This window comes from Chloroflexus sp. (genome assembly GCF_034434295.1).
In the GTDB taxonomy this organism is placed as follows: domain Bacteria; phylum Chloroflexota; class Chloroflexia; order Chloroflexales; family Chloroflexaceae; genus Chloroflexus.
In genome coordinates, this window is sequence record NZ_DAOTZQ010000132.1 from 1 (window position 1) to 13,304 (window position 13,304).

General features: G+C 56.4%; 8 protein-coding genes and 2 pseudogenes. 8 read left to right on the forward strand and 2 right to left on the reverse strand.

Annotated features, from left to right (window positions below; genetic code table 11):
* The first annotated feature begins 6 nt into the window (after nt 1-6).
* The 7 genes from VAE57_RS17590 to VAE57_RS17620 all read left to right on the forward strand — a co-directional run bounded on the left by VAE57_RS17590 (nt 7) and on the right by VAE57_RS17620 (nt 7,055).
* On the forward strand, nt 7-1,143 hold the full coding sequence (locus VAE57_RS17590; protein ID WP_416208475.1) for a DegT/DnrJ/EryC1/StrS family aminotransferase: 1,137 nt from the start codon (nt 7-9) through the stop codon (nt 1,141-1,143).
* Nucleotides 1,137-2,150 carry an NAD-dependent epimerase/dehydratase family protein gene (locus VAE57_RS17595; RefSeq protein WP_322823135.1) on the forward strand — a complete coding sequence of 338 codons (1,014 nt, stop codon included), beginning with the start codon at nt 1,137-1,139 and terminating at the stop codon, nt 2,148-2,150. The genes VAE57_RS17590 and VAE57_RS17595 overlap by 7 nt, the downstream gene beginning before the upstream one ends.
* A gap of 83 nt (nt 2,151-2,233) precedes the next feature.
* On the forward strand, nt 2,234-3,184 hold the full coding sequence (locus tag VAE57_RS17600) for a UDP-glucuronic acid decarboxylase family protein (RefSeq protein ID WP_322823136.1): 951 nt from the start codon (nt 2,234-2,236) through the stop codon (nt 3,182-3,184).
* Between the two features lie 17 nt (nt 3,185-3,201).
* Entirely contained in the window at nt 3,202-3,978 is a 777-nt protein-coding gene (rfbF, locus tag VAE57_RS17605; protein WP_322823137.1) for a glucose-1-phosphate cytidylyltransferase, read from the forward strand.
* A 14-nt stretch (nt 3,979-3,992) separates the two neighbouring features.
* Nucleotides 3,993-5,021 (forward strand): SDR family oxidoreductase, encoded by a 1,029-nt coding sequence (locus VAE57_RS17610; protein WP_322823138.1) that lies wholly within the window; start codon nt 3,993-3,995, stop codon nt 5,019-5,021.
* A gap of 5 nt (nt 5,022-5,026) precedes the next feature.
* Nucleotides 5,027-5,557 carry a dTDP-4-dehydrorhamnose 3,5-epimerase gene (gene rfbC / locus VAE57_RS17615; RefSeq protein ID WP_322823139.1) on the forward strand — a complete coding sequence of 177 codons (531 nt, stop codon included), beginning with the start codon at nt 5,027-5,029 and terminating at the stop codon, nt 5,555-5,557.
* A gap of 184 nt (nt 5,558-5,741) precedes the next feature.
* On the forward strand, nt 5,742-7,055 hold the full coding sequence (locus VAE57_RS17620; protein WP_322823140.1) for an NAD(P)-dependent oxidoreductase: 1,314 nt from the start codon (nt 5,742-5,744) through the stop codon (nt 7,053-7,055).
* Nucleotides 7,056-7,579: 524 nt separating this feature from the next.
* Here the strand turns inward: VAE57_RS17620 and VAE57_RS18835 are convergent.
* Nucleotides 7,580-10,291 (reverse strand): annotated as a pseudogene (locus tag VAE57_RS18835) (cation-translocating P-type ATPase).
* A gap of 1,242 nt (nt 10,292-11,533) precedes the next feature.
* Between VAE57_RS18835 and VAE57_RS17640 the strand changes: the two are divergent.
* Nucleotides 11,534-12,169 carry a response regulator transcription factor gene (locus VAE57_RS17640; protein WP_322823142.1) on the forward strand — a complete coding sequence of 212 codons (636 nt, stop codon included), beginning with the start codon at nt 11,534-11,536 and terminating at the stop codon, nt 12,167-12,169.
* Nucleotides 12,170-12,509: 340 nt separating this feature from the next.
* Here the strand turns inward: VAE57_RS17640 and VAE57_RS17645 are convergent.
* Nucleotides 12,510-13,304 (reverse strand): annotated as a pseudogene (locus VAE57_RS17645) (transposase); the annotation flags it as partial.

Below are 13,304 nucleotides of genomic sequence, written 5' to 3' on the forward strand. Positions count from 1 at the left end.
ATATCTATGACAACATCATGGCGGGTGCCGTTTGGCGATTTACGACGCAGTCATCAGGCACTCACCGCAGACCTGATCGCTGCTGCCGGTCGCGTGATTGAGAGCGGTTGGTATATTTTGGGTCATGAAGTTGCTGCTTTCGAGCAGGAGTTTGCAACATTTTGTGGTGCCCGCCATTGTGTTGGTGTGGCCAGTGGTGCCGAAGCGTTGTACCTGGCACTGGTGGCTGCCGGGATCGGCCCTGGTGATGAAGTGATTACCGTCGCAAATGCGTGCATGTACGACGTAGCTGCCATTCTTCAGGCCGGTGCACGCCCGGTGCTGGTTGATGTTGATCCCGCTACGCAGAATATCGATCCGGCAGCAGTGGCGGCGGCTATCACTCCGCGCACGAAAGCTGTGATTCCGGTACACTTGTTCGGGCGGCTGGCCGATATGGCGGCTATTACGGCATTGGCCGAACGGCATGGTCTCATCGTCATCGAAGATGCAGCGCAGGCACATGGGGCCTGGCGTACCGGCACTGATGGACAACCACGAATGGCTGGACAGTGGGGTGATCTGGCAGCGTTTAGCTTCTATCCCAGTAAGAATCTGGGTGCGCTTGGTGATGGTGGTGCGGTAGTAACCAACAATGATCTGCTGGCAGCGCGACTTCGCCGGCTACGCATGTACGGCTGGGAACGCAAATACTACACGAGCGAGGTGGAGGGGCGAAATTCGCGTCTCGATGAGCTACAGGCAGCTCTGCTACGGGTCAAGCTCCCGCATCTTGCCGCCGCTAATGCGGCCCGTCGTGAACGGGCGGCCTGGTACGCGACTGCATTGGCTGATCTGCCGCTTGGGCTGCCGGTTGACGAGCCAGGTCATGTGTATCATCTCTATGTGGTAACCTTGCCTGATCGGGCCAGTCGTGACCGGTTACGCGACCATCTCCTTGCCCACGGCATTGGTTGTGATATTCACTACCCGGTACCAACCCATCTCCAACCGGCCTACACCGATCTTGGCTGTCATCCAGGAAGCCTGCCGGTGACCGAAGATCTGGCCGGACGCATTTTATCTCTGCCAATGTACCCGGAATTGACGTATGAAGAGATTGTGCTGGTTGCCGAGACGATTCGAGCGGGGGGGATATGGTAAATCTACAAACGTTTGCCGGGGCACGGGTGTTGATCACCGGTGGCCTGGGTTTTATCGGCTCAAATCTGGCCCATCGTCTGGTTGAACTGGGCGCGAACGTCACTCTGGTCGATTCGCTGATTCCAGAGTACGGTGGGAATCTCTACAACATCGCCGGAATCGAAGATCGGGTGCGCGTGAACATTGCCGATGTGCGCGATGAATACTCGATGAACTATCTGGTGCAGGGGCAAGATGTACTCTTTAACCTGGCCGGCCAGACCAGTCATCTCGATTCGATGCGCAATCCGTATATCGATCTCGACATCAATTGTCGGGCGCAGCTCTCTATTCTCGAAGCGTGCCGTAAACATAATCCAGGGATCACCGTCGTGTATGCCTCAACCCGCCAGATTTACGGTAAGCCCGATTACCTGCCGGTAGATGAACGGCATCTTTTGCATCCGGTTGATGTGAATGGCATCAATAAAATGGCCGGCGAATGGTATCACATTCTCTACAACAATGTCTATGGTATTCGGGCATGCGCCTTACGTTTGACCAATACCTACGGCCCGCGCATGCGGGTCAAAGATGCGCGCCAGACCTTCCTCGGCATCTGGATCAGGAATGTCATTGAAGGGAAGCCGATCCAGGTGTGGGGCGATGGTCGTCAGTTACGCGATTTTACCTATATCGACGATTGTGTTGATGCACTCTTGCTGGCAGCATTGCATCCGGCAGCAAGCGGACAAATTTTTAATCTAGGCGGGCTTGAAGTTATCAATCTGCGTGACCTGGCCGCACTGACAGTTGAAGTGGCCGGTGGGGGTAGCTTTGAGATTATTCCTTACCCAGCCGACCGCAAGCCGATTGATATCGGTGATTACTATGCCGATGATCGGCGGATCCGTACCATGCTGGGCTGGCAGCCACAGATTGATCTCCGCACCGGTCTGGCCCGTACTATTGCCTTCTACCGTGAGCATCGCCATCACTATTGGGATGTGCAGGTAGAAGGAGTTTAACAGGTATCAGTACAATATTCATCAAACCTTCACGGTGACGGATTACAATACAGGCTGAAAAGCAACGAAGGAGCACATTATCTATGCGCGTGTTAATTACCGGCGGAGCAGGATTTCTCGGTTCACACCTCTGTGATCGTTTTCTGGCTGAAGGTCATACGGTGATCGCAATGGATAATCTGATCACCGGCAGCACCGACAACATCGCTCATCTGGCCGGACACCCTCGCTTCCTCTTCATTCATCACGATGTCACTAACTACATCTATATCGAAGGGCCGATTGACGCCGTGTTGCATTTCGCGTCACCGGCTTCGCCAATCGATTACCTTGAACTACCGATCCAGACGCTCAAAGTGGGTGCTCTTGGTACACACAAGGCACTTGGTCTGGCACGGGCCAAAGGCGCCCGCTTTCTCCTCGCTTCAACCTCGGAAGTGTATGGCGATCCCCAGGTCCATCCGCAACCCGAAAGCTACTACGGGCACGTGAATCCGGTCGGGCCTCGTGGCGTCTACGATGAAGCCAAGCGTTTTGCCGAGGCGATGACGATGGCCTATCACACCTATCACGGTGTGGAAACCCGCATTGTTCGCATCTTCAACACCTATGGCCCGCGCATGCGGTTGCGTGACGGACGGGTCGCGCCCAACTTTATTTCACAGGCACTGCGCGGCGAGCCGCTCACCATCTACGGTGATGGCAGCCAGACCCGTTCATTCCAGTACGTTTCCGATCTGGTTGAAGGCGTGTACCGACTGCTCTTCAGTGATGAGGTCGAACCGGTCAATATTGGTAATCCGGGAGAGTTTACGATAGCCGAGTTTGCCCAGATTGTGAATGAGATCACGGGCAACAAGGCCGGTGTCGTCTACCGCGATTTGCGCACGAAAGACGACCCCCAGGTACGGCAGCCTGATATTACCAAAGCGCGCCAAATTCTCAATTGGGAACCGAAAGTGACGTTGCGCGAAGGTTTAGAGCAGACGATACCCTGGTTCCGGCAAGAACTACAACGACGTGGCGAATTATAGGAGGCAGTACGAAGCGTATGAAGGCGGTCATTCTGGCTGGCGGTTACGGCACACGGATCAGCGAAGAAAGTGCCATTCGTCCAAAACCGATGGTCGAAATCGGTAATCGGCCAATTCTCTGGCACATTATGAAGATCTATTCCGCCCATGGGATCAACGAATTTGTCATCTGTTGCGGCTACAAAGGGCACATGATCAAAGAGTATTTTGCCAACTACTACCTGCATCACGCCGATGTGACCTTCGATATGCGCGAGAATCGCATGACGGTGCATCACACGGCTATCGAACCGTGGCAGGTGACCCTGGTTGATACCGGTGAGAAGACGATGACGGGCGGGCGGATCAAACGCATTCAACCATACGTCGGTGACGAGACCTTCTGCCTGACGTATGGTGATGGTGTGAGTGATGTGGATATTCGGGCACTGATTGCCTATCATCGTGAGCAGGGAGTGACCGTAACGCTGACCGCTGTACAACCACCGGGCCGTTTTGGCGCCTTCACGCTGGCCGAAGACCAGAGTCTGATTGCAAGCTTCAAAGAGAAGCCGAGCGGTGATGGTGCATACATTAATGGTGGCTTTTTCGTAGTGGAACCGGCTGCCTTCGATCTCATCGCCGGTGACGATACCGTCTGGGAGCGGGAGCCGCTTGAACAGTTAGCTCTCCATGGCCAACTGGCAGCCTATCGCCACTATGGGTTCTGGCATCCAATGGATACTCTGCGCGACAAGAATTATCTGGAAGAACTGTGGCAAAGTGGTAAGGCACCGTGGAAGATTTGGACGTAACCAGGGAGTTAACAATGAAAGTCCTCTTAACCGGCAGTGGTGGCTATATCGGAATCGTTACCGCTCCTTATCTGATCGAGCGTGGCCATGAGGTCGTCGGGGTTGATACCGGCTACTACGAAAGCGGCTGGCTTTTCCACAGCGGCCAACGACAACCGGCACTCATCGTCCAGGATATTCGCCGCCTGACAGTAAGTGATCTGGTTGGGTTTGACGCCGTGGTGCATATGGCTGAGTTATCGAATGATCCGCTCGGCCAGCTCAATCGTGAACTGACGTTTCAAATCAATCATCAGGGGAGCATCAAACTGGCGCAAGCGGCTAAGGCTGCAGGCATCACCCGCTTCGTGTATATGTCGTCGTGTTCGGTCTACGGCATTGGTGAAGAAGGTGAGATCAAAACCGAGGAATCACCGGTCAATCCGCAAACTGCCTATGCCGAGTGTAAAGTGCTGGTTGAGCGTGACCTGGCGCAATTGGCCGACGCCTCCTTCTCGCCAGTCTTTTTGCGCAACGCGACTGCGTTTGGGCCATCACCACGTCAGCGTTTCGATGTCGTGCTCAATAATCTTGCCGGCCTGGCCTGGACAACCGGTAAAATTGCGATGGTGAGCGATGGTACGCCGTGGCGACCGCTGGTGCATATCCTTGATATTGCCCACGCGGTGGCATGTGCGCTGGAAGCACCCCGCGAAGCGATCCACAACCAGGTTTTCAATGTTGGCGATAGCCGGTACAATTACCGTGTGCGCGAAATTGCCGAAATTGTCGCCGAAGTCTTTCCTGGCTGTGAGCTGACGTTCGGTCGGAACGATGGCGATAATCGGAGCTACCGGGTTGATTTTAGTAAAATTGCGACGCGCCTCCCCGGTTTCGCCTGTCGGTATGATGCGGTCGCCGGTGCCCGGCAATTGCGTGCGGTCTTTGAGCGGATTGGTATGACACGCGAGATTTTCGAGGCGCCGCCCTACACGCGGCTCAAGATGCTGCGTCATCTGATTGCCACTAATCAGCTTGATGCCGAATTGTTTTGGAGGAGCTGATAACCATGCGCTTCATTCCTACCGAATTGAAAGATGCCCACATTATCGAGTTGGAGCCACGCGAAGACAATCGTGGTTTCTTCGCCCGGGTTTGGGCGAAAGACGAATTTGCTGAGCATGGTCTGGTTGATCGAGTGGTGCAGATGAACCTCTCGTACAACCGGGTAGCCGGTACGCTACGTGGCATGCACTTTCAGCACGCACCCTACGCTGAGACCAAATTGGTGCGCTGTATCCGCGGTGCGATCTACGATGTGATCATCGACTTGCGCCCCGACTCGCCGACATACAAGCGGTGGATTGGCGTGAAACTGACTGCCGCGAATCGACTGGCATTGTACGTCCCGGAAGGCTTTGCACACGGCTTCCAGACCCTTGAGGACGACACGGAAGTGTTCTACCAGGTTTCACAGTACTACACCCCCAGCGCCGAAGGTGGTGTACGTTACGACGATCCGGCGTTCGGTATCGAGTGGCCATTGCCGGTTACTGAGATGAGCGAGAAAGATAAGCGCTGGCCGTTGTTTGCCGGTTAGTTGACGAAACACCTCGTGAGTATTCCAAACGGCGAATCTCGTTGAGGTCTATCTGAATGATGATGGGCAAAGGTCATACCTTTGTCCATCTGACAAGACTGTCGAACCGCTTTCAGGTCATTGTCCGAAGCGGTAGCACGATGATTATTACCTCTTTTCCCAACACGTTCTAGCGGAGAAACTTATGATCCTGATCGACACCGCACTCCAACGCGCTGAAGCCGAGAACCGCCCGATTCGGGTGGGCATGGTGGGTGCCGGCTTCATGGCGCGAGGTATTGCACTCCAGATCATACGTTACACTCGTGGCATGCGCCTGGTAGCAATCGCTAACCGCACGCTTGAGCGGGCAGTGCAGGCGTATACCGAGGCTGATGTGCCTTCTGACGCGATTCGCTACGTAGACTCGCCGGCAACGCTGGCGGCAGCTCTGGCGGTTGGCGCACCGGTAGTGACCGACGATGCGTTGTTGCTGTGTGCTGCCGATGGTATTGATGTCATTCTGGAGGTGACCGGCGCGGTTGAGTTTGGTGCCCAGGTGGCCGTTACGGCAATGCGTCATGGCAAGCATGTGGTGACGATGAATGCCGAACTGGACGGCACGCTCGGCGCAATTTTGCAGGTCTACGCCCGGCGCCACGGTGTAATCTTTACGCTGTCGGACGGCGATCAGCCGGGGGTAACCATGAACCTCTACCGCTTCGTGCGCGGGCTAGGGGTGAAGCCGGTGTTGTGCGGGAATATCAAAGGGCTGCACGATCCCTATCGCAATCCGACCACACAGGCCAACTTTGCTCGCCAATGGGGGCAAAACCCGTATATGGTGACCAGCTTTGCCGACGGGACCAAAATCTCGTTTGAGCAGGCCGTGGTCGCGAATGCAACCGGTATGCGGGTCGCCAAACGGGGCATGTTCGGCCCGACCGTTCCATCTGGTACACCGCTGGCCGATGTGGTTCACGACCTGTATCCGCTTGAGGCTGTGCTCGACGGCCCAGGCATTGTTGATTACGTGGTTGGTGCCACCCCTGGCCCCGGCGTCTTCGTGCTCGGCACCCACGACCATCCGCGGATGCAGCATTATCTCAACCTATATAAGCTGGGGAAGGGGCCGCTGTATCTCTTTTACACGCCGTATCATCTGTGCCATTTTGAAGTTCCCAACTCGGTGGCGCGGGCAGCCCTGTTTGGTGATACCGTGCTGGCCGCAGCCGGGCGGCCAATGGTTGAAGTGATTACGGCGGCCAAGACCGATCTGTACGCCGGCCAAACCCTGGACGGATTGGGTGGCTACATGACGTATGGGTTGGCCGAAAATGCCGATGTGGTTCAGGCCGAGCGGTTGTTGCCGATTGGTCTGGCGGAAGGCTGTACCCTGTTGCGCGACATTCCCAAAGATGGGATCATTTCGTATGCCGATGTGCAGCTTCCGGCAAATCGGCTGAGTGATCAGTTACGCGCCGAACAGGACGCCTTATTCTGGGCAGAAAATCGCTGAGCTGTTCTGGATGTCTACACGCAGAGCGTGTGTAAGTTGTAGAACTTATTTCATAAAAGCTGTGCACTCGTGTTCCCGGATGGTTGCCCAGACGCATGAACGCTTGCCAATCACCAACGATAGCCCATCCTGCTCCTGGCCTGTTGGCAGAGCGCAGCTCCGGTCGTGCCATCACGCGCTGGATGGGTTGCCTTACCCGCCGGCATGCGTGTGTCGCGGCATTTGGAGTGCGGCAGCATAGCTGCCGCAGCAGCCGTGCTCACGATCCGGCGTGTGGCACGCCGTTGGCCCTGCTGGTCGTGGGGATGCAGGATGTGCTCATTACGAGCATAGAGTCGGTCAGGTATGAATGAGATAACTTCGCGTAGACGTGTTTTGAAACAGGTTCTAAGTCCGTACGCTGGAGAGCAGTAATCGTAGATAAGAGCGTGGGGGTGCTCTGACGGCATGCTCGCTAACACCAGTGTAACTCCCAGGCATCCCCCTCCTCATGCGTTTCGTTCACCCTCCGTATGTCAGGGTCACTACGCCACCTTATCTCCCTCAGCAATCGGTACAGCGGACATCCGATGCCGCAGCACCCATTTGGACAGCTCTAACACCGGGATAACAGTCAAAGCAATACCACCGATGATCAACCAATCGATAAGTGAGAGTGGAAATGTGCCAAATGGCTCGTGCAAGAATGGCAGATAAACCACACCTAGCAGTAAGACAAGCTCCCAGAGAATAGCCAGATTCAGCCAGCGATTGGCAAAGGGGCGATGGAAGACGGAGAGATGATCCGAGCGGAAGTTATACGCCTTGAAGAACTGAATCAACACGAGCGAGACAAACGTCATCGTCATTGCTTCCACGAGACCGCGCCCACTCTGCAAGGCCCAGACGAAGAGGCTGATATTGACCAGTGCTGACCACAAACCGCCGATCAGCATTAACCCCACGACCGGACGGGTAAAGATGCCCCGGCGAGGATCACGTGGCGGTTGGCGCATTAAGTCATCATCGGGTGGATCGACCGCTAATGCCAGGGCCGGCAGGCCATCGGTGGCAAGGTTGACGTAGAGGATTTGTACTGCTGTCAGCGGGAGGGGTAAGCCGGCGAAGGTGGCTCCGGCCATTAGCGTAATTTCGCCAATATTCGACGAGAGCAGATACATCAGGTATTTCTTGATATTGCCAAAAATGCGCCGTCCCTCTTCGACAGCGGCAACAATTGAAGCGAAATTGTCGTCGGTGATGGTCATTGCTGCGGCCTCTTTGGTGACATCGGTACCGGTAATCCCCATAGCGATGCCGATGTCGGCCTTCTTCAGCGCAGGTGCATCGTTCACGCCATCGCCGGTCATCGCGACCACATACCCCTTTTGCTACAGGGTTGTCACCACGCGCAGTTTGTGCACCGGTGCAACGCGGGCATAGACATCGATACTTTCGACAGTACGTGCAAACTCTTCATCGCTCAACGTATCGAGTTCGACACCGGTGATCACGCGCCCGTGGATGAGTAAACCCAATTCACGCGCAATGGCGGCGGCAGTTAACGGGTGATCGCCGGTAATCATGACCACCCGAATACCAGCTTGTTGACAGGTTTGAATGGCCGCCTTGGCTTCGGGACGGGGTGGATCGATCATGCCGACCAGACCGAGCAGAGTCAGATCATGCCCGGCATCGGCTACATTGGCGGTGGCTTTGGTGGCAACTGCCAGCACACGCAAGGCATTGCTGGCCATGGTTTGAGCGGCCTGTAATACGGTGTCGCGATCTTCAGGCTGCAACGGAGCAATGCCGTTGGGGGTTAGCCAATGGCTACAGGTACTGACAATAACCTCTGGGGCACCTTTGGCGTAAGCGACTCGTGCGCCCGCCACTTCGTGGAGGGTGATCATCCGTTTCGTTTCCGACGAAAAGGGGATTTCAGCAATGCGCGGTGCCCGACTTACGACCTCCTCAACAACCAGGTCGGCCTTGATGGCAGCGACGATCAGTGCTGCTTCGGTTGGGTCGCCCTGCGCATGCCAGCGTTGTTCCCGGTAGACGATGCGAGCATCGGATGCCAGCACTGCGCCTTCGAGCAACCGACGGACAGCTTCATCAGCAGGGGCGCTTCGATCATCACACCGAAGCTCGCCCACCGGATCATACCCCGAACCGGTAATGTCCCACCATCGTCCAGCAACAAAGAGCTAGCGCACTGTCATCTCGTCTTTGGTCAGGGTGCCGGTTTTATCGGTGCAAATGACCGAGGTGCTGCCGAGGGTTTCGACCGCCGGCAACCGACGCATTAACGCATTGCGCTTCACCATGCGCTGAACACCGATAGCCAGGGAGATGGTTACCACTGCCGGTAGTGCTTCGGGAACGACCGCAACGGCGAGCGCGATACCGAAGATAATCATCTCGACCAACGGTTGGCCGCGCCAAAAGCCGAGCAAGGTAATTACGGCGACAATCACCAGCGCTGATCGGGCAAGGATATGTCCAACCCGGTCGAGGTTGTCTTGCAGGGGGGTACGCCCAGTCTCAATCGTTTGCAGCATCGCTGCAATGGTGCCGAACTCAGTCTGCATACCGGTGGCTACCACCACACCACGGCCACGACCATAACTGATCGATGTTCCGGCGTAGACCATATTCTTGCGTTCGGCAACCGGGGCGTCGGCGGGTAAGGTGATGGTGGCAGTCTTCTCAACCGGCACCGACTCGCCGGTGAGCGCAGCCTCTTCCACTTGCAGATTCAGCGCTTCGATGAGGCGGAGATCGGCGGGAACGCGATCTCCGGCGCGTAATAGCACAACATCGCCGGGTACCAGCGTGTGCGCCGGGACAGTCTGCTCGACGCCATCACGTAGCACAGTGGCATTGGGTGCAGCCATACGGCGGAGTGCTTCAATTGCTCGTTCGGCACGGTATTCCTGGATGAAACCGAGCAAGACGGCAAAGAGCACGATCACGATGATTGCCACCGATTCGATCCCGTGACCAAGGAGTAATGACAAGCCGGTAGCGATCAAGAGGATAATAATCAGGACGTTCTTAAACTGGTTAAGCAGCAAAGTCCATGGTGAGATACGTGCTGCTGCCTGCAACTCGTTTGGGCCGTAGGTCAACAGGCGTTTTGCTGCCTCATCCGGCGTCAACCCGGTAGGAGAGCTGTTCAGGTGAGTAAATACATCAGTCAGTTCGAGTGTATGCCAGGGTGTTTGGTTTTGTTTGGAGGTGGATAAGGTCATTGTGATTGCTCCTTGCCCATTGCTTCGAGGGAATGATTGGCAATGGGCGTACATGACCGCCAATATCCGAGTCATTATTGACGGCACAGCAAGCAGTGGGTATCACACCCTCTGCCACTTTGAGCATAGCAGATTGTTTTTGGAGGTACAACTAGTCCTGCGCGGCAGTTTAACAACCAATCGATAAGGCGAAGCATCGGATTTTCACATAATGTCACATTTTGACTGACGCAATGTGTTATTCAGGTTGTCAGAACCGTGTGGAAGCACTGCCGGGTGTGCCACTGGTGAGTCGCTGGTGGAATAGAAGTCATGACACCCGGCCAACTATGATCGTGATGCTGCACCTGAACCACGCACCCCTGGACGCCGGTAGGGGCGACGCATGCGTTGCTCCTACTTCAGCACGCGGATCACACCCGAACGATGCACCTTTTGGTGGCAGAGGTGGATGAGCAGGGTCACGTGCAGGTGCGTGCGGAGGCTGCGCCGGCGTGGTGGATGGCGAGCGGGTGAAGGTGGTGCGGTTGCCAAGCGGTTGCCAACAAGAAACCCGCTCCCGCTGGGGCGGGAACCACTGGTTCAGGGTGGCGACACCTCGTGGGACGCAGGCACGGCGGGCTGGTGCAGGTGGGGAGCGAGCCGGAGGCTCGCGCTCCCACACTTGCGCACCACGATAGCGTGCTTGAGGGCGTGGTGTGAGGGTGATGGTAGATAGTGCGCCTGATCTTTGATTACGTTAAATCGAAATTAATACTATGAATCGCTGCTGATACTATACTATCGCCTGGTGGGTGTCATCTACCTGATGCAGATGGACAGGTTCTGTAGGGACGGTTTCTGAACCCGCCCCTATGGATGGTGCATGTGCCTCTTCACATTCCCACACGCGGGATGCAGCGAACAAGAGAGTGGCAGAGGGGTAGGTCTTGTATCGCATATCAGGCATTGTATTTTTCAAATGTGATGTTACACCAGCCTTTGACAGGCGTGACGAGCGGGCAAACATAGCGTCTTCACCTTCTCCCGTAGAGTTTTGCGGGTTGGCACTGAAGGCGATGGTTTGGAAGAGGTGCTATGTACGTGTGGTTGATCTTCAACTATAATAAACATAACGTGATGGCATACTTTCAGGAAATGCCCGGCTTTCTGATTACTGTGATCGGGAGGCTGAACGATAGGCAACGAAGCCTTGTCAGGTCGAACTGATATTCACAGGTCACGATGTGAAAGGAGTTAGCCGTGATCCGGGTCTTCATTGTTGATGACCACCCAATCGTGCGTGAAGGTTTGCGGAGTCTGATCCGGCATCAGCCTGATATGACGCTGGTCGGGGAAGCCGATGACGGTACCAAAGTAATTTCTTCCATCACCAACTTGCAACCGGACGTGGTAGTGATTGACCTCCGTATGCCGGGTATCGACGGGCTAGGCGTCTTACGGCAAGCCCAGACACTGACCCCTCCGCCGTCGTTTCTGGTGCTTTCTAGCTACAACGAACCTGACTACGTGATTGCGGCAATCGAGGCCGGGGCACGTGGCTTTCTCCTCAAGCAGAGTGCCTACATGGCCATTCTCGATGCGATTCGGGCCATTGCGAACGGTGAATATGTCATCTCGCCGAATCTGGTGGGTGTGCTGTTTACAAACGTGGCAGAACTCCAACGCGAGCGGTTGCGTCAGGCGTTGGCCGATGATGAGAGTGCGTTGCGCCTGCTGAAAGCCCTGGCGGAGGGTGCTACCACTTTAGAGATTGGGGCTATGCTGCATATGAGTGAGGTGACGGTCAAGCGCCGGATTCAGGAGCTGATCAAACTCCTCGGTGTGCGTAATCGGACGCAACTGGTAGCAGAGGCGGTGCGGCGTGGTTGGATTTAGAGCATGCTATATCAAGCTCGGTTTGTTAGAACCTGCATGCCTGACCGGCTCATCGTAACGGGCACATTCCAGCCTCCCCGTGGTCAGCAGGGTCAATGGTGTGCCACGTGCCGGATCGTGAGCATGGCTGTTGCGGCAGCGTGGCTGCCACACGCCAAACGCCGCGACACGTACATGGCGAGCAGGCAAGGCAACCAATGCAGCGAGTTGCTGGCACGACCGGAGCTGTGCTCTGCCAATGGGTCAGGAGTCGGGTAAGCTGTTGTCGGTGACTGGCAAGTGTGCATGCGTCTGGCGATGGTCGGGGATCGCGATAGCACAGCTTGTATGAAATAAGAGCCTATCCGAAAACTCTGACAGCACGACAGGTGATCCAGGCCCAGTCACCATGAAGCATCGCCAGAGAGGTTTCGATCTTCTTCTCCCAGCGGATCAGCAACCGACGGCAGTGATTGCGCCAGGCGTGTGTCCGTTCCACCACCCATCGTCGGGCGCGATACGCAGGGATGGGCTGTCTGGCAGCGGCGTCTTCCCCCCGCGTCCGCATGTGTGCTGTATAACCCCAGGTCGCAACCACCGTGCGGATTGGGGCGACATCGTCGCCCGTATCCAGACCGAACAACCGCGACATGGTAGACGATGGAAGCAAGTCGTGCGGATTGGGGCGACATCGTCGCCCGTATCCAGACACCGGTGCTGCGGCTGCGCGTCCGTCGGCTGGGGACGCGCCATCGGTATCGCAGCCAGGGTGCGCTGCCCCAGCGGGCGGTCGTGTCGATTGGCTCCGTCGACCGTGCTGGCGAGCGTCATGCCGTGACCAGCGGTCAGCAGGCTTCGGTTAGTGTCGCGGTTCCCGCGGTCGGTCAGGGTACGACCAGCTCCCTCCCCCCCAATGGTGCTTTTGTTATCGCGCCGTCCAGCGCCGCCATGCCCAATCGATCCCAACCTGCTGATCAGACGCCAGCAGCCCGGCGTGCCACATCCGCTCGCACACACCAGCGTCCCGCCACGTCTGGAACCGGTCGTGGACGGTGCTGGCCGCGCCCAGGCTGCGGAGGAGCGCTTGCCCTTGACCGCCGGTGCGGAGGATGAAGCAGATGGCAGCCATCGCCTGGCGATCAGGCATGCGCGGGCG

Bases quoted from the DNA above. Each gene is read 5' to 3' on its own strand.
- VAE57_RS17610 (WP_322823138.1), top strand. From the start codon at position 3,993: ATGAAAGTCCTCTTAACCGGCAGTGGTGGCTATATCGGAATCGTTACC.
- VAE57_RS17590 (WP_416208475.1), top strand. From the start codon at position 7: ATGACAACATCATGGCGGGTGCCGTTTGGCGATTTACGACGCAGTCAT.
- rfbC (WP_322823139.1), top strand. From the start codon at position 5,027: ATGCGCTTCATTCCTACCGAATTGAAAGATGCCCACATTATCGAGTTG.
- rfbF (WP_322823137.1), top strand. From the start codon at position 3,202: ATGAAGGCGGTCATTCTGGCTGGCGGTTACGGCACACGGATCAGCGAA.
- VAE57_RS17620 (WP_322823140.1), top strand. From the start codon at position 5,742: ATGATCCTGATCGACACCGCACTCCAACGCGCTGAAGCCGAGAACCGC.
- VAE57_RS17600 (WP_322823136.1), top strand. From the start codon at position 2,234: ATGCGCGTGTTAATTACCGGCGGAGCAGGATTTCTCGGTTCACACCTC.
- VAE57_RS17595 (WP_322823135.1), top strand. From the start codon at position 1,137: ATGGTAAATCTACAAACGTTTGCCGGGGCACGGGTGTTGATCACCGGT.